The 24,010-nt window shown below is 57.8% G+C and carries 22 protein-coding genes, 3 tRNA genes and 1 pseudogene; 3 read left to right on the top strand and 23 right to left on the bottom strand.

Annotated elements, in window-relative coordinates; genetic code table 11:
* Positions 1–392: nicotinate-nucleotide diphosphorylase (locus PMI21_RS26490; protein ID WP_007933556.1), on the top strand; the 392-nt coding region annotated here is incomplete at its 5' end.
* Positions 393–443: 51 nt separating this feature from the next.
* Here the strand turns inward: PMI21_RS26490 and PMI21_RS26495 are convergent.
* The gene (locus PMI21_RS26495; protein ID WP_007933554.1) at positions 444–749 is read right to left on the bottom strand and encodes a DUF6388 family protein; all 306 of its coding nucleotides are present in this window, start codon (positions 747–749) and stop codon (positions 444–446) included.
* A 304-nt stretch (positions 750–1,053) separates the two neighbouring features.
* Here PMI21_RS26495 and PMI21_RS0127820 point away from each other — a divergent pair.
* Positions 1,054–1,479, top strand: a pseudogene (locus PMI21_RS0127820) (hypothetical protein).
* Between the two features lie 10 nt (positions 1,480–1,489).
* Here PMI21_RS0127820 and PMI21_RS26500 read toward each other — a convergent pair.
* From PMI21_RS26500 to rlmE, 17 genes are all read right to left on the bottom strand, one after another.
* Positions 1,490–1,565: transfer RNA gene (locus tag PMI21_RS26500), tRNA-Thr, on the bottom strand.
* A 55-nt stretch (positions 1,566–1,620) separates the two neighbouring features.
* Complete coding sequence (locus PMI21_RS29405) at positions 1,621–1,773, bottom strand: hypothetical protein (protein WP_157214283.1); 153 nt, start codon at positions 1,771–1,773, stop codon at positions 1,621–1,623.
* A gap of 35 nt (positions 1,774–1,808) precedes the next feature.
* On the bottom strand, positions 1,809–3,914 hold the full coding sequence (pnp, locus tag PMI21_RS26505) for a polyribonucleotide nucleotidyltransferase (RefSeq protein ID WP_007933552.1): 2,106 nt from the start codon (positions 3,912–3,914) through the stop codon (positions 1,809–1,811).
* Positions 3,915–4,124: 210 nt separating this feature from the next.
* Positions 4,125–4,394: a 30S ribosomal protein S15 gene (rpsO, locus tag PMI21_RS0127815; protein ID WP_011332409.1), complete on the bottom strand. Its 270-nt coding sequence runs from the start codon at positions 4,392–4,394 to the stop codon at positions 4,125–4,127.
* 143 nt (positions 4,395–4,537) lie between these two features.
* Positions 4,538–5,455: a tRNA pseudouridine(55) synthase TruB gene (gene truB / locus PMI21_RS26510; protein ID WP_007933551.1), complete on the bottom strand. Its 918-nt coding sequence runs from the start codon at positions 5,453–5,455 to the stop codon at positions 4,538–4,540.
* A gap of 3 nt (positions 5,456–5,458) precedes the next feature.
* Positions 5,459–5,860 carry a 30S ribosome-binding factor RbfA gene (gene rbfA, locus PMI21_RS26515; protein ID WP_007900467.1) on the bottom strand — a complete coding sequence of 134 codons (402 nt, stop codon included), beginning with the start codon at positions 5,858–5,860 and terminating at the stop codon, positions 5,459–5,461.
* Positions 5,861–6,019: 159 nt separating this feature from the next.
* Entirely contained in the window at positions 6,020–8,539 is a 2,520-nt protein-coding gene (gene infB / locus PMI21_RS26520) for a translation initiation factor IF-2 (RefSeq protein ID WP_007933549.1), read from the bottom strand.
* 27 nt (positions 8,540–8,566) lie between these two features.
* On the bottom strand, positions 8,567–10,048 hold the full coding sequence (nusA, locus tag PMI21_RS26525) for a transcription termination factor NusA (protein WP_007933547.1): 1,482 nt from the start codon (positions 10,046–10,048) through the stop codon (positions 8,567–8,569).
* A gap of 47 nt (positions 10,049–10,095) precedes the next feature.
* On the bottom strand, positions 10,096–10,554 hold the full coding sequence (rimP, locus tag PMI21_RS26530; RefSeq protein WP_007973115.1) for a ribosome maturation factor RimP: 459 nt from the start codon (positions 10,552–10,554) through the stop codon (positions 10,096–10,098).
* A gap of 138 nt (positions 10,555–10,692) precedes the next feature.
* Positions 10,693–10,769, bottom strand: a tRNA-Met gene (locus PMI21_RS26535).
* A gap of 96 nt (positions 10,770–10,865) precedes the next feature.
* Positions 10,866–10,951, bottom strand: a tRNA-Leu gene (locus tag PMI21_RS26540).
* Positions 10,952–10,973: 22 nt separating this feature from the next.
* Entirely contained in the window at positions 10,974–11,357 is a 384-nt protein-coding gene (gene secG / locus PMI21_RS0127810; RefSeq protein ID WP_017336473.1) for a preprotein translocase subunit SecG, read from the bottom strand.
* A 4-nt stretch (positions 11,358–11,361) separates the two neighbouring features.
* Positions 11,362–12,117 carry a triose-phosphate isomerase gene (gene tpiA, locus PMI21_RS26545; RefSeq protein WP_007933541.1) on the bottom strand — a complete coding sequence of 252 codons (756 nt, stop codon included), beginning with the start codon at positions 12,115–12,117 and terminating at the stop codon, positions 11,362–11,364.
* Positions 12,118–12,183: 66 nt separating this feature from the next.
* Positions 12,184–13,521, bottom strand: coding sequence for a phosphoglucosamine mutase (gene glmM / locus PMI21_RS26550; protein ID WP_007933540.1), 1,338 nt, complete (start codon positions 13,519–13,521; stop codon positions 12,184–12,186).
* Positions 13,522–13,537: 16 nt separating this feature from the next.
* Complete coding sequence (gene folP, locus PMI21_RS26555; RefSeq protein ID WP_007933539.1) at positions 13,538–14,389, bottom strand: dihydropteroate synthase; 852 nt, start codon at positions 14,387–14,389, stop codon at positions 13,538–13,540.
* Positions 14,390–14,397: 8 nt separating this feature from the next.
* Positions 14,398–16,308, bottom strand: a complete 1,911-nt coding sequence (ftsH, locus tag PMI21_RS26560) for an ATP-dependent zinc metalloprotease FtsH (protein WP_018929483.1) — start codon at positions 16,306–16,308, stop codon at positions 14,398–14,400.
* 202 nt (positions 16,309–16,510) lie between these two features.
* Positions 16,511–17,140 (bottom strand): 23S rRNA (uridine(2552)-2'-O)-methyltransferase RlmE, encoded by a 630-nt coding sequence (gene rlmE, locus PMI21_RS26565; protein WP_007933535.1) that lies wholly within the window; start codon positions 17,138–17,140, stop codon positions 16,511–16,513.
* A 101-nt stretch (positions 17,141–17,241) separates the two neighbouring features.
* Between rlmE and PMI21_RS26570 the strand changes: the two genes are divergently transcribed.
* Positions 17,242–17,550 carry a YhbY family RNA-binding protein gene (locus tag PMI21_RS26570; RefSeq protein ID WP_007900503.1) on the top strand — a complete coding sequence of 103 codons (309 nt, stop codon included), beginning with the start codon at positions 17,242–17,244 and terminating at the stop codon, positions 17,548–17,550.
* Between the two features lie 9 nt (positions 17,551–17,559).
* Here the strand turns inward: PMI21_RS26570 and PMI21_RS26575 are convergent, their stop codons facing one another.
* The 5 genes from PMI21_RS26575 to dapB form a co-directional block, all read right to left on the bottom strand.
* Positions 17,560–17,964 carry a hypothetical protein gene (locus PMI21_RS26575; RefSeq protein ID WP_007933533.1) on the bottom strand — a complete coding sequence of 135 codons (405 nt, stop codon included), beginning with the start codon at positions 17,962–17,964 and terminating at the stop codon, positions 17,560–17,562.
* A 28-nt stretch (positions 17,965–17,992) separates the two neighbouring features.
* Complete coding sequence (gene greA / locus PMI21_RS26580) at positions 17,993–18,469, bottom strand: transcription elongation factor GreA (protein WP_007933522.1); 477 nt, start codon at positions 18,467–18,469, stop codon at positions 17,993–17,995.
* Positions 18,466–21,687, bottom strand: a complete 3,222-nt coding sequence (carB, locus tag PMI21_RS26585; RefSeq protein ID WP_007933520.1) for a carbamoyl-phosphate synthase large subunit — start codon at positions 21,685–21,687, stop codon at positions 18,466–18,468. Before carB ends, greA begins: the two co-directional genes overlap by 4 nt.
* Before the next feature lie 117 nt (positions 21,688–21,804).
* Positions 21,805–22,941 carry a glutamine-hydrolyzing carbamoyl-phosphate synthase small subunit gene (carA, locus tag PMI21_RS26590; RefSeq protein ID WP_007933518.1) on the bottom strand — a complete coding sequence of 379 codons (1,137 nt, stop codon included), beginning with the start codon at positions 22,939–22,941 and terminating at the stop codon, positions 21,805–21,807.
* 259 nt (positions 22,942–23,200) lie between these two features.
* Positions 23,201–24,007 (bottom strand): 4-hydroxy-tetrahydrodipicolinate reductase, encoded by an 807-nt coding sequence (gene dapB / locus PMI21_RS26595; protein ID WP_007933516.1) that lies wholly within the window; start codon positions 24,005–24,007, stop codon positions 23,201–23,203.
* Between the last annotated feature and the right edge of the window lie 3 nt (positions 24,008–24,010).

Below are 24,010 nucleotides of genomic sequence, written 5' to 3'. Positions count from 1 at the left end.
GCGGCGGTTGCCATAACCACCGCATCGGCCTGTATGACGCCTTCCTGATCAAGGAAAACCATATCGCCGCCTGCGGTGGCATCCCTGAGGCTATTACTGCCGCGCACAAGATCGCTCCGGGCAAACCGGTGGAGATCGAAGTGGAGAACCTGGCGGAGCTCAAAGAAGCCCTGGCGGCGGGTGCCGACATCATCATGCTCGATGAACTAAGCCTGGATGACATGCGCGAAGCCGTGCGCCTGAACGCCGGCAAGGCAAAACTGGAGGCCAGCGGCGGCATCAACGAAAGTACGTTGCTGCCGATTGCGCAAACCGGGGTGGATTACATTTCGATTGGTGCGATGACCAAGGACGTGAAGGCCGTGGACCTGTCGATGCGACTGAGTCTCTGATCACGCCCCCGATAATGAAAAACGCCAGCCTCATGAAGGCTGGCGTTTTTTTCAGACCACCAGATTGTTCATCTCGCAGTACTCTTCCCACTCGACGCCCAATACCTCGGCCGCCTCCTTGTGCAGCGCCAGGCGTGCGGCCTCGTACTCTTCCGGGCTTGAGGTGTACTTGAGCGTCAGCTCCCACGGCTGCAGGCCCTGGGCTTCGGCCTCATCTTCGAACGCCCACTGGATCTGGTCTTTCTGATCATCGGGTGGCAAGTCCTTGATCTCATCCATCAATTCGGGTGCGTCCAGCACGTACTTTCTCAGGGCTTCTTCGTGTCTGGCTTCTTGGGTCAATTCTTTAACGGTCATGGCGTTCTCGCTGATCTGGGGAATGGAAGATGGATCTGGATCATCAAGGATCTCTCTGACGCAAAAAAACCGTTTGAAGCCCGGTTTGTCTGGCCTTCAGAACCATTCGGGATCATCTGAAAACTGCTGGGCGATGCTCATGCAGGCAACGAATATAGGACGTTTTGCCGATGATTTACACGGCTCTTTACATCTATCCCGCAAAAAGCTGTGTGCAAGAGAGCTGGAGACCTCGGGGGAACATAAATCCAAATCCCAAGTCATAGCGATGTGCCATGTCGGCACTTCACAAGGAACCCCGGTGATGCGCAGTTTTTCGAAGCTTTCGTCTACCCGACTTGCCGCCGCTACCCTGCTGCTCGGCAGCCTGACACTGGCCAGCGCTGCTTAAGCGGCTGTCGAAGTCACCTCTGACCCTTCGTTGTACTCCGACAAAATCCCCGCACTCCACAACACATACGGCAAGGACACGCTCGTCAGAACCAGCGTCAGCATCGATGATCTGGAAAACCTGCAAAAAACCGTGAAGGCCAATGCCAGTGAACTGGAAAGCCAAAAGCGCACCATCAGCGAACAGGCCCGTCAGATCGAAGAACTCCGCAACAGCGGCTCCAGCTCCAGCTCGAACAGCAGCGAGATCTCCAGCCTGAAACGGGAAATCAGCGATCAGGATCGCGCGATGGATCAGCTCAAGCGCACCGTCGAGGACCTGAGCAGAAAGGTGAAGTAAGCGGGGGAAATGGTGCCCGAGACAGGAATCGAACCTGCGACCTTCGCGTTACGAGTGCGCTGCTCTACCGGCTGAGCTACACGGGCTGTGGGCTAAACCTAGCACCGGCTTCGAGGTCCGGCAACTTCGCGCACCGCAAAATCAAAAGATCGCAGCCTTCGGTAGCTCCTGCCCGAGATTGTGTTCAACCGCGATATGGCGGCGTACATCGAAACTGTAGGAGCTGCCGAAGGCTGCGATCTCTTGATCTTCCTGCACACAAAAAAATGCCCCGCCGTTTTCACGGCGGGGCATTTTTTATAACGGTGAAGCGGTTGGCGCGGGGGTAATTAAACGCCCGAAGCCTTAGCCGCTGCTACGTCTTTGATGGACAGCTTGATACGGCCGCGGTTGTCCACGTCCAGTACCAGAACTTCCACTTCCTGGCCTTCTTTCAGGATGTCGGTCACTTTCTCTACGCGAGCATCGCTCAGCATCGAGATGTGAACCAGACCGTCCTTGCCCGGCAGGATGTTGACGAATGCGCCGAAGTCGACGATGCGCTCAACCTTACCTACATAGATCTTGCCGATTTCAGCTTCAGCGGTGATACCCAGAACGCGCTGACGTGCCGCTTCAGCCGCTTCCTTGGTTTCGCCGAAGATCTTGATCGAACCGTCGTCTTCGATATCGATCGAAGCCTTGGTCTCTTCACAGATCGCACGAATGGTCGCGCCGCCTTTACCGATGACATCACGGATTTTGTCAGTGTCGATTTTCATCGCGATCATGGTCGGAGCGTTTTCCGACAATTCGGTACGCGACTGGCCAATGATCTGGTTCATCTGACCGAGGATATTCAGGCGCGCTTCCAGGGCTTGGCCCAGAGCGATTTCCATGATTTCTTCGGTGATGCCCTTGATCTTGATGTCCATCTGCAGCGCGGTCACACCTTTGGCGGTACCGGCTACTTTGAAGTCCATGTCGCCCAGGTGGTCTTCGTCACCCAGGATGTCGGTCAGGACGGCGAATTTCTCGCCTTCTTTAACCAGACCCATGGCGATACCGGCAACCGGTGCCTTCATCGGAACGCCGGCGTCCATCAGAGCCAGGGAAGCGCCGCAGACCGAAGCCATGGAGCTCGAACCGTTGGACTCGGTGATTTCCGACACAACACGGATGGTGTACGGGAACACGTCGGCAGCAGGCAGCATGGCCTGAACCGAACGACGGGCCAGACGGCCGTGACCGATTTCGCGACGACCGGCGCCACCCATGCGACCACACTCGCCCACCGAGAACGGAGGGAAGTTGTAGTGCAGCATGAACGGGTCTTTTTTCTCGCCTTCCAGAGTATCCAGCAGTTGTGCGTCACGGGCGGTGCCCAGTGTCGCGACTACCAGAGCCTGGGTTTCGCCACGGGTGAACAGTGCCGAACCGTGAGTCTTCGGCAGAACACCGACTTCGATGTTCAGCGGACGTACGGTGCGGGTGTCGCGGCCGTCGATACGTGGCTTGCCGTTAACGATGTTTTCGCGAACGGTGCGGTATTCGATTTCGCCGAACGCAGCTTTGACGTCAGCAGCCGAAGGTTGGCCTTCTTCGCCGGACAGCTTGGCAACCACCTGGTCTTTCAGTTCGCCCAGACGAGCGTAACGGTCGGCCTTGATGGTGATGGTGTAGGCCTGGGAGATCGCTTCGCCGAACTCGGCACGGATAGCACCCAGCAGTTCGGTCGCTTCGGCCTGTGGAGCCCAGGTCCAGGTTGGCTTGGCAGCTTCAGCGGCCAGTTCTTTAACGGCGTTGATCACCACCTGGAACTCGTCGTGAGCAAACAGTACCGCGCCCAGCATCTGGTCTTCGGTCAGCTCTTTGGCTTCCGATTCAACCATCAATACCGCTTCCGAAGTACCGGCAACGACCATGTCCAGGCTCGAAGCTTTCAGTTGTTCGTAAGTCGGGTTCAGCAGGTAGCCGGTGCTTTCGTGGAACGCAACGCGGGCAGCGCCGATCGGGCCATCGAAAGGAATGCCGGAGATGGCCAGCGCAGCCGAGGTACCGATCATCGCAGCGATGTCCGGATCGGTCTTCTTGCTGGTGGAAACGACGGTGCAGACAACCTGCACTTCGTTCATGAAGCCTTCAGGGAACAGCGGACGGATCGGACGGTCGATCAGTCGGGAAGTCAGGGTTTCTTTCTCGGAAGGACGGCCTTCGCGCTTGAAGAAACCGCCAGGGATCTTGCCGGCAGCGTAAGTCTTTTCCTGGTAGTGAACAGACAGAGGGAAGAAGCCCTTGCCTGGATCGGCTTGTTTGGCACCGACGACGGTCACCAATACGCTGACGTCGTCGTCAACGGTGACCAATACTGCGCCGGAGGCCTGACGGGCGATACGGCCAGTCTCGAGGGTAACGGTCGACTGACCGAACTGGAATTTTTTGATTACCGGGTTCACGGTGTCCTACCTTCTTTGTGGCTCTTGGGGGAACTGGTTTCTTGCGAAATTCTTGGGCAACGCCGGGAATCGGCCCGACAGGATTGTCCAGGGTGCTATCACTCAGGCAAAGCAGATATCCAGATAAAACTTGAGGCTGGAAGCCTGCCATGCGCTGGCGGGTAACCCGCTGACGCACGACAGACAACCAACCTCTAGCGCAATCGCTTATTAGCGACGCAGACCCAGGCGAGCGATCAGAGCGCTGTAACGGCTCACGTCCTTGCCTTTCAGGTAGTCCAGCAGCTTACGACGCTGGTTAACCATGCGGATCAGACCACGACGGGAGTGGTGATCTTTACCGTTGGCCTTGAAGTGACCTTGCAGTTTGTTGATGTTGGCGGTCAGCAGTGCAACTTGCACTTCTGGCGAACCAGTGTCACCAACAGCTTGCTGGTAGTCAGCTACGATTTGAGCTTTTTCTTGAACGTCGAGAGCCATGAGGCAATCCTTTTATCAGGAAACTGTTTCAGGGAAACAGCTTCAACAGGCCAGGGACAAATCCCTGTATCTAAAAAAGAGTAGTGACCGTGCCTGTTGACAGCCACCCTCGCCAGCCTGCTGTTACACAGACTGGTTTTCGGTCATTCTGACCGAATCAAACGACGTGGCGCGATGCGCCCGTCTTCGCTCACTTCACCGATACCGATGAAGCGACCATTGTGATCCTGTACCCGTACCATGCCAAATTTCGGTGCATCCGGGGCACGTACCGGCTGGCCGTTGAGCCAGTAGAACGCGCTCGCTTCCGAGAACTGCAACAGTGGCCAATCCAGCAGGCCGCTGTCCGATGGCATCAGGAAGCGGTCGACCGCTTCGTTGCCGCCTTCGGCATGTACCGCTTCCAGCTCTTCCAGCGTGACAGTCTGTGCAAGCGTGAAAGGCCCGGCCTGGGTACGTCGCAATTCAGCCACGTAAGCGCCACAACCGAGTTGCTCACCGATATCCTCCACCAGGGTGCGGATATAGGTGCCTTTGCTGCAATCCACCGCAAGCCGCGCAGTATCACCCTCAAAGGCCAGTAATTCCAAGCGCGCAATAGTAACAGAACGCGGTTCGCGCTCCACTACTTCACCTGCACGGGCCAGCTTGTACAGCGGCTGACCATCGCGCTTGAGTGCCGAGTACATCGGCGGTATCTGACTGATTTGCCCACGAAATTTCGGCAACACAGCTTCGATATCGGCACGACCAACGGTCACCGGACGCTCCAGCAAAACCTCACCTTCGGCATCCGCCGTGGTGGTGGTCTTGCCCAGTTGCGCCAGGGTTTCATAACCCTTGTCGGAATCGAGCAGGTATTGCGAGAACTTGGTGGCCTCACCGAAGCACAACGGCAACACGCCGGTGGCCAGCGGATCGAGACTGCCGGTGTGCCCGGCCTTCTCGGCATTGAGCAACCAGCGGACCTTCTGCAACGCCGCGTTGGAAGTGAACCCCAACGGCTTGTCGAGCAGGATGATACCGCTGACGTTACGACGGATACGTTTGACCTGAGCCACCGATTACTCCTTGGCGTCTTCGGGTTCAGCCGCTACCGGGTGCTGATTGTCTTCAGCCACCGCGCGTTCGATCAGGGCCGACAGGTGCGCGCCACGCACGACGCTTTCGTCGTAATGGAAGTGCAACTGTGGAACGCTGCGCAACTTCATCTCGCGAGCCAACTGCATGCGCAGGAAGCCGGCGGCGGAGTTGAGCACCTTGATGCTTTGCGCGATGTCGTCGCGGCTGTCCTGCCCCATCACGGTGATGAATATCTTGGCGTGACCGACGTCACGGCTGACTTCAACAGCGGTAATGGTGACCAGCCCGACGCGCGGGTCTTTGACTTCACGACGGATCAGCTGTGCCAGCTCACGCTGCATCTGATCGCCGATACGTTGGGTACGGCTATATTCTTTTGCCATGTCTTGTTACCTGTTACTGCCCCACGGTGAAACCCGAAGGGTCTGAAAGCGGCAAACGCCCGGCCTGACAAAAGCCAGACCGGGCGTTGCGTTTAGAGTCCGACTGATGCGCCGCGCAATTGCATGCGGCTGGCCATCACGGCTCTTGAAGTGCGCGAGTTAGAGGCTGCGAGCAACCTGAACCTTCTCGAAGACTTCGATCTTGTCACCGACTTTGACGTCGTTGTAGCTCTTCACGCCGATACCGCATTCCATGCCGGCACGTACTTCGGAAGCGTCATCCTTGAAGCGGCGCAGGGATTCCAGCTCGCCTTCGAAGATAACGATGTCTTCACGCAGTACACGGATTGGACGGTTACGGTGAACAACACCTTCGATAACCATGCAACCGGCGATCGCGCCAAACTTCGGCGAACGGAACACGTCACGCACTTCAGCGGTACCCAGGATGTTCTCGCGAACATCGCTGCCCAGCATACCGGTGAGGGCTTTCTTGACGTCTTCGATGATGTCGTAGATCACGTTGTAGTAACGCATATCCAGACCTTCCTGCTCGACGATCTTGCGAGCGCCGGCATCGGCACGCACGTTGAAGCCGAACAGTACAGCGTTGGAGGCCAGTGCCAGGTTGGCGTCGGACTCGGTGATACCACCGACACCGCCACCGACCACACGCACTTGCACTTCGTCGTTACCCAGGCCATTCAAGGCACCGTTCAACGCTTCCAGCGAACCACGGACGTCGGATTTGAGGACGATGTTGAGCGTCTTCTTCTCTTCCTGACCCATGTTCTCGAAGATGTTTTCAAGCTTGCCGGCGTGAGCACGGGCCAATTTGACTTCGCGGAACTTGCCTTGACGGAACAGAGCCACTTCACGGGCTTTCTTCTCGTCAGCAACTACGCTCATCTCGTCGCCAGCGTCCGGAGTACCGTCCAGGCCGAGGATCTCGACAGGGATGGAAGGACCGGCTTCCTTGATTGGCTTGCCGTTCTCGTCGAGCATGGCGCGAACGCGGCCATAGTTCGAACCGACCAGCACCATGTCGCCCTGGCGCAGGGTACCGTCTTGAACCAGAACGGTTGCAACCGGACCACGACCTTTGTCGAGACGCGATTCAACCACAACACCACGACCAGGAGCCGAAGGGGTCGCTTTCAGTTCGAGAACTTCAGCCTGCAGCAGAACAGCTTCGAGCAACTCGTCCACGCCGGTACCGACCTTCGCCGAAACCGATACGAACGGGGTGTCACCGCCCCACTCTTCCGAAGTCACGCCGTGAACCGACAATTCGCTACGGATGCGATCGAGATCGGCGCCCGGCTTGTCGATTTTGTTCACTGCAACAACCAGAGGTACGCCAGCCGCCTGAGCGTGCTGAACAGCTTCAACGGTCTGCGGCATTACGCCGTCGTCCGCTGCAACCACCAGGATCACGATGTCGGTCGCCTTGGCACCACGGGCACGCATGGCGGTAAACGCGGCGTGACCAGGGGTGTCGAGGAAGGTGACCATGCCGCGTTCGGTTTCAACGTGGTATGCACCGATGTGCTGGGTGATACCACCGGCTTCGCCAGCAGCTACCTTGGCACGACGGATGTAGTCGAGCAGCGAGGTCTTACCGTGGTCAACGTGACCCATTACGGTCACAACCGGTGCACGGGAGAACGTCTCACCTTCAAACTTCAGGGACTCTGCCAGGGAGTCTTCCAGGGCCGTGTCGCTGACCAGGGTCACTTTGTGGCCCAGCTCTTCGGCAACCAGTTGGGCAGTTTCCTGATCCAGTACCTGGTTGATGGTCGCTGGGGTACCCAGTTTGAACATGAACTTGATGATTTCAGCAGCCTTGACCGACATCTGCTGGGCGAGATCGCCAACAGTGATGGTCTCGCCGATCTTCACTTCGCGCACAACAGGGCCGGTTGGGCTCTGGAAACCGTGGGCGTTGCGTTTCTTCAGCTTGGCCTTGCCGCGACCACCACGACGGAAGCCATCGCTTTCTTCGTCGGTAGTACGTGGAGCAACGCGTGGAGCAGGCGCTTTTTCCTTGACCGAAGCACGATGCGGAGCGTTTTTGCGCTCGCCATCGCCACTGCCACGACGATTGCTATCGTCGGCACGTGGTTTGTCCGGACGACGCTGCTCGTCGCGTTTGCGAGTGTCAGCTGCAGGTGCAGCGGCCACGACCGGGGCGCTTTCACGCACGGGCTCGGCAACCGCAACAGGCGCTGCGACAGCTTCGACAGGAGCGGTTTGCGCAGGAGCAGGCTGGCGACGCGCTTCTTCTTCGGCGCGACGCTTGGCTTCTTCTTCAGCCTTCTGACGTGCAGCATTTTCTACTGCGCGACGTTCTTCCAGTTCGCGTTTGCGCTCAGCTTCGATTTCTTCCGGGCTGCGTTGCACGAAGACTTTCTTCTTGCGTACTTCAACGCTGATGCTTTTGCTGCCAGCAACACGCAGGGTGCTGGTGGTTTTACGCTGCAGCGTGATCTTGCGTGGTTCTTCCACTTTCGCCTTGTGGCTGCTTTTCAAGTGAGTCAGCAAAGATTGCTTCTCACTGTCAGTCACATGTTCTTCGGCGGCGGTGTGCGGCAGACCTGCCTCACGCATCTGCTGCAACAGGCGCTCTACCGGTGTTTTGACCTCATCGGCCAGTTGTTTCACCGTGACTTGCGTCATGCACTTCTCTCCTCAGGCCGCGCCTAATTACTCGAACCAGTGGGCTCGGGCGGCCATGATCAACTTGCCGGCACGATCATCGTCAATGCCGTCGATGTCGAGCAGGTCGTCAATAGACTGCTCGGCCAGGTCTTCGCGGGTAATTACGCCGCGCACCGCCAGTTCCATCGCCAAATCCTTGTCCATACCCTCAAGCGAGAGCAGGTCTTCGGCCGGATGGGCGTCTGCCAGCTTTTCCTCAGTAGCGATGGCTTTGGTCAACAAACGATCCTTGGCGCGAGCGCGAAGCTCGTTGACGGTTTCTTCGTCAAAGCCGTCGATGTTGAGCATTTCTTCCAACGGTACGTAGGCAATCTCTTCCAGGCTGGTGAAACCTTCATCTACCAGCACCTGTGCCAGGTCTTCGTCGACTTCCAGCTCGTCGATGAAGTTGCGCAGGATGTCGCCGGTTTCTGCTTGCTGCTTAGCCTGGATGTCCGATTCGGTCATCACGTTCAGGGTCCAGCCAGTCAACTGGCTAGCCAGACGCACGTTCTGACCACCGCGACCGATGGCCTGAGCCAGATTGTCTGCGCCAACGGCGATGTCCATTGCATGGGCATCTTCGTCAACGATAATTGCCGCCACTTCAGCCGGCGACATTGCATTGATCACGAACTGAGCCGGGTTATCGTCCCACAGGACGATGTCCACACGCTCACCGCCCAACTCGCCGGACACTGCCTGGACGCGCGAACCGCGCATACCGATGCAAGCGCCTTGCGGGTCGATGCGTTTGTCCTTGGAGCGGACCGCGATCTTGGCACGCGAACCCGGGTCACGGGACGCAGCCATTACTTCGATCAGGCCTTCAGCGATTTCCGGCACTTCGATGCGGAACAACTCGATCAGCATTTCCGGCGCGGTACGCGACAGGATCAGCTGCGGGCCGCGGTTCTCGGTGCGGATTTCCTTGAGCAGCGCACGCAGACGCACGCCAACCCGGAAGGTTTCGCGAGAGATGATGTCTTCACGGGCCAGCAACGCTTCTGCGTTATTGCCCAGGTCGACGATCACGTTGTCGCGGGTGACTTTCTTCACGGTGCCGGAGATGATTTCCCCCAGGCGCTCGCGATAGGCATCAACGACTTGAGCACGCTCGGCTTCGCGAACTTTCTGCACGATGACTTGCTTGGCAGTCTGTGCAGCAATGCGGCCGAACTCGATGGATTCGATTTTTTCTTCGACAACGTCACCGACCTTGGCACCAGGATGCGTTTGCGCAACCTTGCTCGGCCAGGTTTCGATAGCCGGATCGTCCAGGTCGGCTTCTTCGACGACCGTCCAGCGACGGAATGTCTCATAAGCACCGGTGTGGCGATTGATTTCCACACGCAGATCGACTTCGTCCTCGAAACGCTTTTTGGTAGCAGTGGCCAGAGCCAGCTCCAGCGCTTCAAAAATTACGTTTGCCGGTACGCCCTTTTCATTGGATACCGACTCAACAACCAGCAGTACTTCTTTGCTCATCGTACGCCTCGCCTTTCGCAAGCCATTGGATCCGCGGGATCCGCGTCTCAGTCAAAACTGGGAATAATGTTGGCCTTGTCGATCATATCGATCGGCAACAGGAACTCATGGTCTTCAACCTGCACCACGACGTCCTGCTCTTCTACACCGCGCAGAAGGCCCTGAAAGTTGCGTCGACCTTCAAAAGGCGAGCGCAGCTTGATCTTCACTTGTTCACCGGCAAATTTTGCAAACTGCTCAAGAGTGAACAGTGGGCGTTCCATGCCAGGCGAGGAAACTTCAAGGGTATATTCAACGGAGATTGGGTCTTCAACATCCAGCACACCGCTGATCTGGCGACTGACGATGGCACAATCGTCCACCAGCACGCCGCCTTCCTTATCGATATAAACGCGCAACATTGAGTGGCGACCTTGAGCCGAAAACTCAATACCCCAGCATTCATAGCCTAGGGCCACGACCACCGGGGCCAGCAAGGCCTGCAACTCTTCTAGCTTGCTCGACACCTGAACCCCCTCGTGCATGTATGTGCATGCTATGCAAAATAAAAAAATGGGCGAAACGCCCATCCTTGAAACGCCGCCGAATAGCGGCGTTGAAAGTGTCCAGCTAACAAAAAGCCCCTGAAAAGGGGCTCCTTAAACTGGTTGCGGGGGCCGGATTTGAACCGACGACCTTCGGGTTATGAGCCCGACGAGCTACCAGACTGCTCCACCCCGCGACAAAGCTGGGGCGGAAGTATACGACCGATCCCTGACAGGGTCAATGTAACCTTCCACCTACAAGAAAGCCCGCAACAGCGGGCTCTCCTGATAATTGGTACCGAGAAGGGGACTCGAACCCCTACACCCTATGGGCACAACCACCTCAAGGTTGCGTGTCTACCAATTCCACCACCTCGGCGATACTACGTTTGAAACTCTTCTTACTTCTGCTCTTGAGCTGGAGGTACGTCAGTCGCTGGAGTAGCCGACTTTTGCTCTTGAAGCACCGGGACATCATCAGAAGCCGGTTGTTGCTTTGGAACTTCCAACACTGCCGGGTTTGGCAAACCTACTTGAGTCAGCTGATGAGCCTTCTCTTTAGCAAAGTAACCTAACCCCAAGCTGGTTATGAAGAAACCGGCGGCAAGTATAGCAGTAAACTTACTAAGAAAGGTAGAGGAACCTTGGCTTCCGAACACAGTATTTGAAGCACCTGCTCCGAAAGATGCGCCAGCGTCCGCACCCTTACCCTGCTGCAGCAATACCAGAGCAACTACGCCCAATGCACCCAGCAGATGAAAAACGACTACGACTGTTTCCAGCATTTTTTCAGTTTCCCGCGGCGCGACAAATCGCACCGAACTCATCTGCATTCAGGGAAGCTCCACCAATGAGCCCCCCATCGATATCCGGCATGCCGAACAGTTCGGCCGCATTGGCCGCCTTCACGCTGCCGCCGTATAGAAGCCGCACACCTTGTGCGACTTCAGAATTCTCTGCCGCCAACTGGGCGCGAATGGCTGCATGCACATCCTGCGCTTGTTGCGGCGAAGCAGTCAGCCCGGTGCCAATGGCCCAGACCGGCTCGTAAGCAATTACTGCCTTTGCAAAAGCACCAACACCCAGCTCCTCGATGATGCTGCCCAGCTGACGCCCGACAACCTCAAGAGTTTTTCCGGCTTCGCGCTGCTCGAGGGTTTCCCCTACACACAACACCGGAATCAAGCCACATGCCTGTGCTGCCGCAAATTTGCGATTCAGCGTCCCGTCGAGTTCGCCCATTATCTGGCGGCGCTCGGAGTGCCCGACAAGCACCAGGGAACAACCTGCATCCACTAACTGACTCGGCGAAATCTCACCTGTCAACGCACCCTGCCCGGACTCAATCGCAGAGTTCTGCGCGCCGACCGAAATCGACTTCCCTTGCAAACCATCAATCACTTGATTGATGTACAAGCAAGGCGGGAACACCGCGACATCAACACCGCTCGGCAAGGCCAGATGACGAAGACCGTCGATCAGCTCAGCGACGCTGGCGCGGGTACCGTGCATCTTCCAGTTACCAGCTACCATAGGGCGACGCATGCTGTACCTCGTCGGTCAAAGTGGGCGCAGATGTTACCCAACACAATCATGGCTGGCAAGCCGAAATCAGGCAGAAACTTCAGTTACCAGTTTTGCCAGCTCTTCGGCGTAATCGCGAACCTGCGTTTCGTCCTCGCCTTCGACCATGACGCGCACCAGCGGCTCTGTCCCGGACTTGCGCAACAACACGCGCCCACGACCCGCCATCGCTTGAGTGACACGATCACTGGCCTCTTTGACGGTCGGATGTTCGAGCGGGCTCACACCACCGCCAAACCGCACGTTAATCAACACCTGAGGGCACTTGCGCAACGCCTGACGCGACTGAGCCAGGCCTTCTGCACGCCGCTTCAGCGCCATCAATACCTGCAACGCGGCAATGATCGCATCACCGGTAGTGGTGTGACTGAAGCAGACAATGTGCCCCGAGTTTTCACCGCCCACCAGCCAATCGCGCTCCAGCAACTCGGAGATGACGTAACGGTCACCAACGTTGGCACGCACAAAAGGAATCGCCAGATCCGCCAGGGCCAACTCCAGCCCCAGGTTACTCATCAGCGTACCGACCACACCGCCCTGCAACTTGCCACGCTCTTGCAGGTCGCGAGCGATAATGAACAGCAGCTCATCACCATCGACGACAGCACCGGTGTGATCAACCATCTGCACCCGATCACCATCACCGTCGAAGGCAATACCCAAATCGGCACACTCGGCCAGTACGGCCGCTTGCAGCGGCGCCATATGGGTCGAACCGCAATTGTCATTGATGTTCAGGCCGTCAGGATTGGCAGAAAGCACAACGACATCCGCCCCCAACTCACGGAACACGCTAGGCGCCACTTTATAAGTCGCACCATGGGCACAATCGAGCACGATCTTCAGGCCGGCAAAACTGGTACCGGTCGGAACGCTGCTCTTGCAGAATTCAATATAACGGCCCGAGGCATCGTTGACTCGCGAGACCTTGCCGATCTTGCTCGACTCAACCACGGTCATCGGGGTGTCGAGCAGTTCTTCGATCATCAGCTCGACTTCATCCGGGAGCTTTGTGCCCTTACCAGAGAAAAACTTGATGCCGTTGTCGTCATGAGGATTATGCGAAGCACTGATCACGATGCCCGCTTCGGCATGAAAGGTCCGCGTCAGATAGGCGATGGCCGGCGTCGGCATTGGCCCCAACAGCATCACATCAGCACCTGCCGAGGTCAGCCCGGCCTCAAGCGCTGACTCAAACATATAACCGGAGATCCGGGTGTCCTTGCCCACGAGCACCTTACAGGCGCCCATGCTGCGAAATGCCATGCCAGCCGCCCAGCCAAGCTTGAGCATGAAATCAGGAGTGATAGGGTATTGACCGACCCGACCACGAATGCCGTCGGTGCCAAAGTATTTTTTACTCATAATTACTCCATCATTTTTATTCGGCTGATTCTACGGCGGCAATCATCCGCACCACGTCGACCGTTTCCGCCACATCATGGACGCGCAATATACGCGCACCTTTGACTGAAGCCAGCGCCGCAAGTGCCAAGCCGCCATGCAGACGCTCTCCCACCGGCCGATTCAAGGCTTGCCCGATCATGCTCTTTCGCGAAACCCCGACCAACAGGGGCCGCCCCAAGGCATGCAGGGCCTCCATGTGTTTAAACAAGCTTAGGTTGTGCTGCAGGGTTTTCGCGAAGCCGAAGCCCGGATCGAGGATGATCCGCTCAGCGGGAATACCCACCGACGCACACTGGGCCATGCGTTCGGCGAGAAACTCGCCGACCTCTTTCGTAACATCCTGGTACTGCGGATTGTCTTGCATATCGCCCGGCTCGCCGAGCATATGCATCAGGCACACCGGCAAACCGGTGGCCGCCGCTGCATCAAGAGCACCGTCGCGACGCAACGAGCGCACGTCATTGATCAACCCTGCCCCCAGCCTTGCGGTTTCACGCATGACGGCAGGCGTGGAGGTATCGACCGAGATAATCACATCCAGTTCGCGACAGATGCGCTCAACGATAGGCGCTACGCGCTCGAGCTCTTCAAGTGGTGAAACGGCCCTGGCACCAGGCCGGGTCGACTCGCCACCGACATCAATCAGCGTTGCGCCGGCCACCACCATCGCTTCGGCGTGGCGCAGGGCCGCGTCCAGCTGGCTGTATCGGCCGCCATCGGAAAAGGAATCGGGAGTGACATTGAGAATGCCCATGACATGCGTCTGGGCCAAATCAAGAACCCGGTTGCCGCAAGGCAACCGGGTCGAGGACTGAACAGAAGTCATTTCAAACCTTAAACGTCAGCAGCCGGGCCGCCGATAGGTGTTTCCGGACGCCCATCCTGCACCACCGGAGGCGTGCCAGAAGTGTCGTTGCCGCCAGACCAGTCGCGTGGTTCGCGAGGCGTACGACCCGCCATGATGTCGTCGATCTGATCGGCATCGATCGTCTCGTACTTCATCAGGGCATCCGCCATTGCATCAAGTTTGTCACGGTTATCCGTGAGGATCTGCTTGGCCGTGCCGTAGCACTGGTCGATGATGCTGCGCACTTCGGAGTCGATCAGCTTGGCCGTCTCGCCGGAGAAACTGGCATGCTGACCACCGCCGCCGCGACCGAGGAACACTTCGCCCTCTTCTTCGGCGTACATCAATGGACCGAGTTTTTCCGACAACCCCCACTTGGTCACCATGTTTCGCGCTATCTGGCTGGCACGCATGATGTCGTTGGACGCACCGGTGGTGACACCATCGAAGCCCAGGGTCATCTCTTCAGCGATACGACCGCCGTACAGCGAGCAGATCTGGCTGATCAGTGCACGCTTGGACAGGCTGTAGCGATCTTCTTCCGGCAGGAACATGGTCACACCAAGTGCGCGACCGCGCGGAATGATCGACACCTTGTAGACCGGGTCATGCTCAGGCACGACGCGACCGACGATAGCGTGGCCGGCTTCGTGATAAGCAGTGTTCTGTTTCTCTTTCTCGGACATGACCATGGATTTGCGCTCGGCACCCATCATGATCTTGTCTTTGGCCAGCTCGAACTCTTTCATCTCGACGATGCGCTTGCCGGCACGAGCTGCGAACAACGAAGCCTCGTTCACCAGGTTGGCCAAGTCAGCACCGGAGAAACCAGGAGTACCACGAGCGATCACGGCCGGAGCGACGTCGTCACCCATCGGCACTTTGCGCATGTGGACTTTGAGAATCTGCTCGCGACCACGGATGTCCGGCAGGCCAACCACGACCTGACGGTCGAAGCGGCCCGGACGCAGCAACGCAGGGTCCAGTACGTCCGGACGGTTGGTCGCGGCGATGACGATGATGCCGTCATTCATTTCGAAGCCGTCCATCTCCACCAGCAACTGGTTGAGGGTCTGCTCGCGCTCATCGTGACCGCCACCCATGCCGGCACCACGGTGGCGACCGACGGCGTCGATTTCATCGATGAAGATGATGCATGGCGCGTGCTTCTTCGCCTGCTCGAACATGTCACGAACACGGCTGGCACCGACACCGACGAACATTTCGACGAAATCGGAACCGGAAATAGTAAAGAACGGCACTTTGGCTTCGCCGGCAATCGCCTTGGCCAGCAAGGTTTTACCGGTACCCGGAGGACCAACCATCAGCACGCCGCGAGGAATGCGACCGCCCAGGCGCTGAAACTTGCCCGGATCACGCAGAAACTCGACCAGCTCGCCGACTTCTTCCTTGGCTTCGTCACAACCTGCAACGTCAGCCAGGGTGGTTTTCACCTGATCTTCGGAGAGCAGGCGCGCCTTGCTCTTGCCGAAGCTCATCGGCCCGCCCTTGCCACCGGCACCGCCCTGCATCTGCCGCATGAAGAACATGAAGACGGCGATGATCACCAGGATCGGGAAGCTTGCGACCAGGAGTTGAGTCCAGATGCTTTGCTGCTCAGGCTGCTTGCCTTCGACCACAACGTGGTTATCCACGAGGTCGCCGATCAGACCGTTGTCCTGAATTGCCGGACGAATGGTCTTGAAGCTGTCGCCATCGTTGCGCTTGCCGGTAATCACGTAGCCATCAACCGCTACGCGCTCGACCTTGCCATCCTTGACCTGCTGGATGAAGTCGGAATAGTTGAGGGTCTGCGGCTCGTTAGGGCTGGAGAAGTTGTTCATCACCGTCACCAGGACAGCCGCGATGATCAACCACAGGATCAGATTCTTTGCCATATCGTTCAATTAACTACCCTCTGAAGCAAGCTCCGCTAATGGCGCGCGCTTCGCATGATATTCACCGGCCTAACTTACTACATTACCTACGGCTCTGGCAGGCGCCGTCTGTAACCCTTTGTGAAACACTTTCTACACAATATTCGCTAATGCACGCGGGGCGAAATATGAAAAACCTATCACCCCGCCAAAAAACCTCGTTTTACTCACTACGCCCGCGGTAACCCCAAGCCAGCATGTATTGCTCGCGGGAACTGTCACGGGAAGAGTCTGGCTTGATCATCTGGATCTTGTCGAATTTCCGACGAGCATCCTTCAGGTAAACATCAAACCCTTCGCCCTGAAAAATCTTGATCACAAAATTACCACCCGGCTTGAGTATCCGTTCCGCCAAATCAAGCGCCAGCTCGCAAAGAAACATGGCTTTTGGCATGTCCACTTCAGGCGTACCACTCATATTGGGGGCCATATCGGAAATCACAAGGTCCACCTGCGAATTACCCACAGCTTCAAGGATCCGCGTGAGCACTTCGTCCTCGGTAAAGTCCCCCTGAATGAAAGTCACGTCCGGAATGCTGTCCATTTCCAGAATGTCCGAGGCGATCAGACGCCCCTGACCACCAATCAGACGGCTAGTCACCTGCGACCACCCCCCGGGCGCCGCACCCAGGTCGACAACGCTCATGCCGGGACGGATCAGCTTGTATTTCTCCTGGACCTCCAGAAGTTTGTAACTCGCACGCGAGCGGTAGCCATCCTTCTGCGCCTGTTTCACATAGGGATCGTTGACATGTCTTTTCAGCCAACCAAGGCTTGTCTTGGAACGCGCCATTGGGCACCTCGATGATAAGGGTCGTGATTAATTGGGCGGATCCACGAGCCCTCGGGTAAAATGGCCGCCATTTTACAGAATCCAGACGAAAGGGTCAGATTATGCCGCTCACTCAAGAGCAGAAGAAACAGTACAAGTCCATTGGCCACCATCTGAAACCAGTTTTGATTGTGGCTGACAACGGTTTGACTGAAGGTGTGTTAGCCGAACTTGAACGCGCTTTGGCGGATCACGAGCTGATCAAAATCAAGCTCAACATCCTCGATCGCGAATCTCGCCTGGCAGCCATTGCAGAACTCTGCAAGGCCGGCAAAGCCGATCTGGTTCAGGTCATCGGCAAGATGGCACTGATTTACCGCAAGAACTTCAGCGTCAACAAGCAGTTGTCGAACGTCCATCGCTTCAAGTGATGGCAAGGGTCAAGGGTGTGCTTCGCGCACCCTGACACTCCATCCCGGCACCGGCTGCATCACCAGCACCAGCCCGGAAAAGCCCAGGACAAGATAGCTGAACAACTGCCAATGCAGCGCCTGAGGCCAACCGAAGCGTACTGCGAAATACATCGCGCACCCATACAGCGCCATCAGCAGCAGTTGCCCGCGAATATCCCGCCATAGACTGGCAAGGCCCTCGGCCTGTACCAGCACCAAAGCCTGAAAAATCACACTCGCCGTGGCGAATCCCACCATCAGCGTATTCAACGCACCTGCAATTTCGTCGATCAGCAGCGGCGCCAGGCCTATTTGCCCCAGCACCGGCAGCAGACCGATGTGCAACAACCACAAGCCGCCAACCCAGAGCATCTGGGTCAGCTGCCAAAGCATGGCACCCGCACGTAGCGGGCGCCTTCTTTCAGATGTGGCGAACTTCGACAATCTCATACTCGATAACGCCACCCGGCGTTTTGACCGCCACCACATCACCCTCTTCCTTGGCGATCAAGGCACGGGCAAGTGGCGAACCGACGGAGATCTTGCCGAGTTTGAAGTCAGCCTCATCCTCACCCACGATATGGTAAGTGACGCGCTCATCCGTCTCGACGTTGGCGATTTCAACGGTGGTGCCGAAAATCACTTTGCCGGTATGAGGAATGGTCGTGACATCGATGATGACCTGATTCTGAATCCGGCCTTCAATGTCACGAATCCGCGCCTCGACCATCCCCTGCTGCTCGCGAGCAGCGTGGTATTCGGCGTTTTCCTTCAAGTCACCCAACTCACGAGCCGTACCGATGTCCTGACTGAGTTTCGGACGAACGACCTTGGTCAGATGAGTGTGTTCTTCTTCCAGGGCTTTAGCGCCCTTGACGGTCATTGGGTATTTGATCATGCCTTCAATCCTGCATGTAGATCCTGCAAGCGGCGCACGGTCTTCTCGGGACCGAACTTCAGCGCTTCGCAGATAGCTTCGCCAGCAGCAATAGTAGTGGTGCAGTAGATCTTGTGCTGCAAGGCATTACGACGAATGGAGTAGGAATCAGCGATCGACTGACGACCTTCGGTGGTGTTGATGATAAGCGTGACTTCGTCATTCTTGATCATGTCGACCACGTGCGGACGACCCTCGGTCACCTTGTTCACACGACGCACTTTCAGGCCTGCGGCTTCGATCAGCTTGGCAGTACCGGCAGTGGCAACCACTTCGAAGCCCAAGTTGATCAGATCACGGGCCACGCCTGCAACCAGTGGCTTGTCATCGTCACGCACGCTGATGAACGCGGTGCCGCCGGTCGGCAACACTTCACTGGCGCCCATCTGGGCTTTGGCAAAGGCTTCACCGAAGGTGTCGCCCACGCCCATCACTTCACCGGTGGACTTCATCTCTGGGCCCAGGATCGGGTCCACGCCAGGGAATTTGGCGAATGGGAACACCGCCTCTTTCACGCTGTAGAAGTTCGGAATGATTTCTTTGGTGAAGCCGATTTCCTTCAGGGTTTTACCGGCCATCACGCGAGCCGCAATCATCGCCAGGGACACACCGATGCACTTGGAGACGAACGGTACGGTGCGGGATGCGCGCGGGTTGACTTCGATGACGTAGATGTCTTCGCCTTGCAGCGCCAACTGAACGTTCATCAGGCCGACCACGCCCAGTTCCAGGGCCATTTTCTTGACCTGTTCGCGCATCTCGTCCTGGATATGTGCAGGCAGCGAGTACGGCGGCAGGGAGCATGCGGAGTCACCGGAGTGAACGCCGGCCTGCTCGATGTGCTGCATGATCGCGCCGATCACCACGTCGGTGCCGTCGCAGACCGCATCCACGTCCATCTCGATCGCGCAGTTGAGGAAGTGGTCCAGCAGCACCGGGCTGTCGTTGGACACTTGAACCGCTTCACGCAGGTAGCGCTTGAGTTCTTCTTCTTCGTAAACGATTTCCATCGCACGGCCGCCCAGCACGTAGGACGGACGAACCACCAGCGGGTAACCGATCTTGGCGGCGGCGCGAATCGCCTCGTCTTCGCTGCGCACGGTGGCGTTAGGCGGCTGACGCAGGTTCAGACGCTCAACCATCTGCTGGAAGCGCTCACGGTCTTCGGCACGGTCGATGGCGTCAGGGCTGGTGCCGATGATTGGCACGCCGGCAGCCTCCAAGGCACGGGCCAGTTTCAGCGGGGTCTGACCGCCGTACTGAACAATCACGCCTTTTGGCTTCTCGACGCGGACGATTTCCAGCACGTCTTCCAGGGTCACTGGTTCAAAGTACAGACGATCGGAGGTGTCGTAGTCGGTGGAAACGGTTTCCGGGTTGCAGTTGACCATGATGGTCTCGTACCCGTCATCGCGCAGAGCCAGCGCTGCGTGTACGCAGCAATAGTCGAACTCGATGCCCTGGCCGATGCGGTTTGGACCGCCACCCAGGATCATGATCTTGTCGCGACCCGACGGCGCGGCTTCGCACTCTTCCTCGTAAGTCGAGTACAGGTACGCGGTGTCGGTGGCGAACTCGGCGGCACAGGTGTCGACGCGCTTGTAGACCGGGAACACTTCCAGCTTGTGACGATGGGTACGCAGGTTCTTCTCGGTGACGCCCAGCAGCTTGGCCAGACGCTGATCGGAGAAGCCTTTGCGCTTGAGGCGGAACATCAGGTCGCGGTCGATAGCGGACAGACCCAGGGTCTTGACCTTCTCTTCTTCCTTGATCAGATCTTCGATCTGCACCAGGAACCACGGGTCGATCATGTTCATGCCGAAGATGTCTTCGACCGACAGGCCTGCGCGGAACGCGTCAGCCACGTACCAGATGCGCTCGGCTCCCGGCACGGTCAGTTCGCGCTTGAGGATGCTCATGCTTTCCGGATTGCCCAGGTCGAGCTTCTCGTCCAGTCCACAAACACCCACTTCCAGACCGCGCAGGGCTTTCTGCAGGGATTCCTGGAAGGTCCGGCCGATGGCCATGACTTCACCGACCGACTTCATTTGAGTGGTCAGGCGTGCGTCGGCTTTCGGGAATTTTTCGAAGGCAAAGCGTGGCAGTTTAGTGACGACGTAGTCGATGGACGGTTCGAAGGACGCCGGGGTCTTGCCGCCGGTGATGTCGTTCGACAGCTCGTCGAGGGTGTAACCCACGGCCAGTTTCGCCGCGACCTTGGCGATCGGGAAACCGGTGGCTTTCGATGCCAGGGCCGAGGAACGGGATACCCGCGGGTTCATCTCGATGACCACCATGCGGCCAGTGTTCGGGCAGATGCCGAACTGGACGTTGGAGCCGCCGGTTTCCACGCCGATCTCGCGCAGTACCGCCAGGGAGGCGTTACGCAGGATCTGGTATTCCTTGTCAGTCAGGGTCTGTGCGGGTGCAACCGTGATCGAGTCACCGGTGTGCACGCCCATCGGGTCGAAGTTCTCGATGGAGCAGACGATGATGCAGTTGTCCTTTTTATCGCGGACAACTTCCATCTCGTATTCTTTCCAGCCGATCAGCGATTCGTCGATCAGCAGTTCTTTGGTCGGCGACAGGTCCAGACCACGGGCGCAGATTTCTTCGAATTCTTCACGGTTGTAAGCAATACCGCCACCAGTGCCGCCCATGGTGAAGGACGGACGAATGATGCACGGGAAGCCCAGACGATCGAGAACCGCATTGGCCTCTTCCATGCTGTGGGCGATACCCGAACGCGGGCAGTCCAGACCGATGGATTTCATCGCCTTGTCGAAGCGCGAACGGTCTTCGGCCTTGTCGATGGTGTCAGCGTTGGCGCCGATCATCTCTACGCCGAATTTCTCCAGAACGCCTTCGCGCTCCAGGTCCAGGGCGCAGTTCAGAGCGGTCTGGCCACCCATGGTCGGCAGCAGCGCGTCCGGACGCTCTTTCTCGATGATCTTGGCAACGGTCTGCCACTTGATCGGTTCGATGTAGGTGGCGTCGGCCATGGCCGGGTCGGTCATGATGGTCGCCGGGTTGGAGTTCACCAGGATGACGCGGTAGCCCTCCTCGCGCAGGGCTTTACAGGCCTGGGCGCCGGAGTAGTCGAATTCGCAGGCCTGGCCGATCACGATCGGGCCAGCGCCGAGAATCAGGATGCTTTTAATGTCTGTACGTTTTGGCATGGGTTGTCACTCAAATCCGCAGGTCAGTCGGCAAGCCGTCTTGTTCAATCTCTGAAGCCTTGAGGGGGCCGCCGGTTTCGGGACCGCCCTCAGGCTTCGCTACATCAGGGCGAGCGATTAGCGTCGCTTGGCCATTTCGTTGATGAAGCGATCAAACAGTGGCGCTACGTCGTTCGGGCCAGGGCTGGCTTCAGGGTGACCCTGGAAGCTGAAGGCGCTCTTGTCGGTACGCTCGATGCCTTGCAGGGTGCCGTCGAACAGCGATTTGTGGATCGCCCGAACGTTGCCTGGCAGGGTCGCCTCGTCTACCGCAAAACCGTGGTTCTGGCTGGTGATCATCACCACGCCGCTGTCCAGATCCTGGACCGGGTGGTTGGCACCGTGGTGGCCGTGGCCCATTTTCAGGGTCTTGGCACCGGAGGCCAGAGCCAGCAGTTGATGGCCGAGGCAGATACCGAATACCGGGATCTCGGTTTCCAGCACGTCTTTAATGGCCTGGATCGCGTAGTCGCATGGCTCAGGGTCACCTGGGCCGTTGGACAGGAACACGCCATCCGGCTTAAGCGCCAGAATGTCGGCCGCCGGCGTTTGAGCTGGCACCACGGTCACGCGGCAACCGCGCTCGACCAGCATGCGCAGGATGTTGACCTTGACGCCGTAGTCGTAGGCAACCACGTGGTACGGCAGATCGGAAGCGTCGATGGTCGCGTGGCTGTCGGTTTTCAAGTCCCAGACAGTCGAGCGCCACTCGTAGGTTTCCTTGGTGCTGACGACTTTCGCCAGGTCCATGCCTTTGAGGCCAGGGAAGCCTTGGGCGGCGGCGATGGCGGCGGCTTCGGAAATGTTGTCACCGGCCATGATGCAGCCGTTTTGCGCGCCTTTCTCACGCAGGATGCGTGTCAGGCGGCGGGTGTCGATACCGGCGATAGCCACGACGTTGTTGGCTTTCAGGTAGTCGGACAGAGACATCGTGTTGCGCCAGTTGCTCGCAACCAGTGGCAGGTCACGGATGACCAGGCCAGCGGACCAGACGCGATCGGACTCGGCGTCTTCCGGCGTGGTGCCGGTGTTGCCGATGTGCGGGTAAGTCAGGGTAACGATCTGTTGGGCGTAGGAAGGATCGGTAAGGATTTCCTGATAGCCGGTCATTGCGGTGTTGAACACCACCTCACCAACGGTTTGACCGTCGGCTCCAATGGCTTCGCCGCGAAAAATGCTGCCATCAGCAAGGGCGAGTATGGCTGGCTTAGTCAAGAAGACCTCCCGTAAATAAAGCCTGAAAGGGCGATCGCAGGTTGTAAAAAAGCGGAGTGACGTATGGACACGTCACCCCGCTTCTTCATCGAATTATTCTGCGCGCTTTTAGTGGACACACTAAAGCTGTAGCTTACAGAAAAAGGCATTTTTGGTCTACCGCCAATGAGCCTTAAAGGCCGGAGAATGCGACAGGACGTCGCTTGGCGGTTTAAAACCGGGCTCAAAGACTATGTTTGAACCCGGTTTCGGCTGCATCTTAACGCAGGTCGAGCACGTCTTGCATGTCGTAGAGGCCTGGCTCACGACCGTCCAGCCACAAAGCCGCACGTACCGCGCCCTTGGCGAAGGTCATGCGGCTGGATGCCTTGTGCGTGATCTCCAGTCGCTCGCCCTCACAGGCGAACAGCACCGTATGATCACCGACCACATCACCACCGCGAACAGTGGCAAAGCCGATCGTTTCACGCTCGCGCGCACCGGTGTGACCTTCACGCCCATAGACCGCAACCTTCTGCAGATCACGATCCAGCGCATTGGCGATCACTTCACCCATGCGCAGTGCCGTGCCTGAAGGCGCATCGATCTTGTGCCTATGGTGAGCCTCGATGATTTCGACATCCGCATCATCGCCCAACACGCGCGCGGCCATGTCGAGCAGCTTCAGCGACAAATTTACACCGACGCTGAAATTGGCCGCGAACACGATAGGAATATCCTTGCCCGCCTCGGCCAGCAACTGCTTCTGCGCAGCGTCCAATCCCGTCGTGCCGATCACCATGGCCTTGCCCGCCTTACGGCAGAAAGCCAGGTTTTTCAGCATCACTTCCGGGAGCGTGAAGTCGATCAGCACGTCGAACTCATCAGCCACCGAGTCCAGACTACCGGACAGCGGCACACCAATACGCCCCAACGAGGCCAACTCACCAGCATCCACGCCAATCAGCGTGCTGCCGGGACGAACGATGGCGGCTGTCAGACCGGTCAGCGGCGCGCGCTGCTGCACCGCCTCGATCAATATCTTGCCCATGCGGCCGGCGGCGCCCATCACAGCTATACGTCGCATGCT

The organism is Pseudomonas sp. GM18, from assembly GCF_000282195.1.
Lineage (GTDB): Bacteria > Pseudomonadota > Gammaproteobacteria > Pseudomonadales > Pseudomonadaceae > Aquipseudomonas.
Note: the sequence above shows the minus strand (reverse complement) of the source record. Positions and strands in the feature narration are given on the sequence as shown.

Coding starts and splice junctions, on each gene's coding strand:
- glmM (WP_007933540.1), bottom strand. CDS start 13,521: ATGAGTAAAAAATACTTTGGCACCGACGGCATTCGTGGTCGGGTCGGT.
- rbfA (WP_007900467.1), bottom strand. CDS start 5,860: ATGGCAAAAGAATATAGCCGTACCCAACGTATCGGCGATCAGATGCAG.
- PMI21_RS26570 (WP_007900503.1), top strand. CDS start 17,242: ATGCCGCTCACTCAAGAGCAGAAGAAACAGTACAAGTCCATTGGCCAC.
- nusA (WP_007933547.1), bottom strand. CDS start 10,048: ATGAGCAAAGAAGTACTGCTGGTTGTTGAGTCGGTATCCAATGAAAAG.
- PMI21_RS29405 (WP_157214283.1), bottom strand. CDS start 1,773: ATGCCCCGCCGTGAAAACGGCGGGGCATTTTTTTGTGTGCAGGAAGAT.
- tpiA (WP_007933541.1), bottom strand. CDS start 12,117: ATGCGTCGCCCTATGGTAGCTGGTAACTGGAAGATGCACGGTACCCGC.
- infB (WP_007933549.1), bottom strand. CDS start 8,539: ATGACGCAAGTCACGGTGAAACAACTGGCCGATGAGGTCAAAACACCG.
- rlmE (WP_007933535.1), bottom strand. CDS start 17,140: ATGGCGCGTTCCAAGACAAGCCTTGGTTGGCTGAAAAGACATGTCAAC.
- rpsO (WP_011332409.1), bottom strand. CDS start 4,394: ATGGCTCTCGACGTTCAAGAAAAAGCTCAAATCGTAGCTGACTACCAG.
- PMI21_RS26575 (WP_007933533.1), bottom strand. CDS start 17,964: ATGCTTTGGCAGCTGACCCAGATGCTCTGGGTTGGCGGCTTGTGGTTG.
- folP (WP_007933539.1), bottom strand. CDS start 14,389: ATGACTTCTGTTCAGTCCTCGACCCGGTTGCCTTGCGGCAACCGGGTT.
- dapB (WP_007933516.1), bottom strand. CDS start 24,007: ATGCGACGTATAGCTGTGATGGGCGCCGCCGGCCGCATGGGCAAGATA.
- secG (WP_017336473.1), bottom strand. CDS start 11,357: ATGCTGGAAACAGTCGTAGTCGTTTTTCATCTGCTGGGTGCATTGGGC.
- carB (WP_007933520.1), bottom strand. CDS start 21,687: ATGCCAAAACGTACAGACATTAAAAGCATCCTGATTCTCGGCGCTGGC.
- PMI21_RS26495 (WP_007933554.1), bottom strand. CDS start 749: ATGACCGTTAAAGAATTGACCCAAGAAGCCAGACACGAAGAAGCCCTG.
- greA (WP_007933522.1), bottom strand. CDS start 18,469: ATGATCAAATACCCAATGACCGTCAAGGGCGCTAAAGCCCTGGAAGAA.
- ftsH (WP_018929483.1), bottom strand. CDS start 16,308: ATGGCAAAGAATCTGATCCTGTGGTTGATCATCGCGGCTGTCCTGGTG.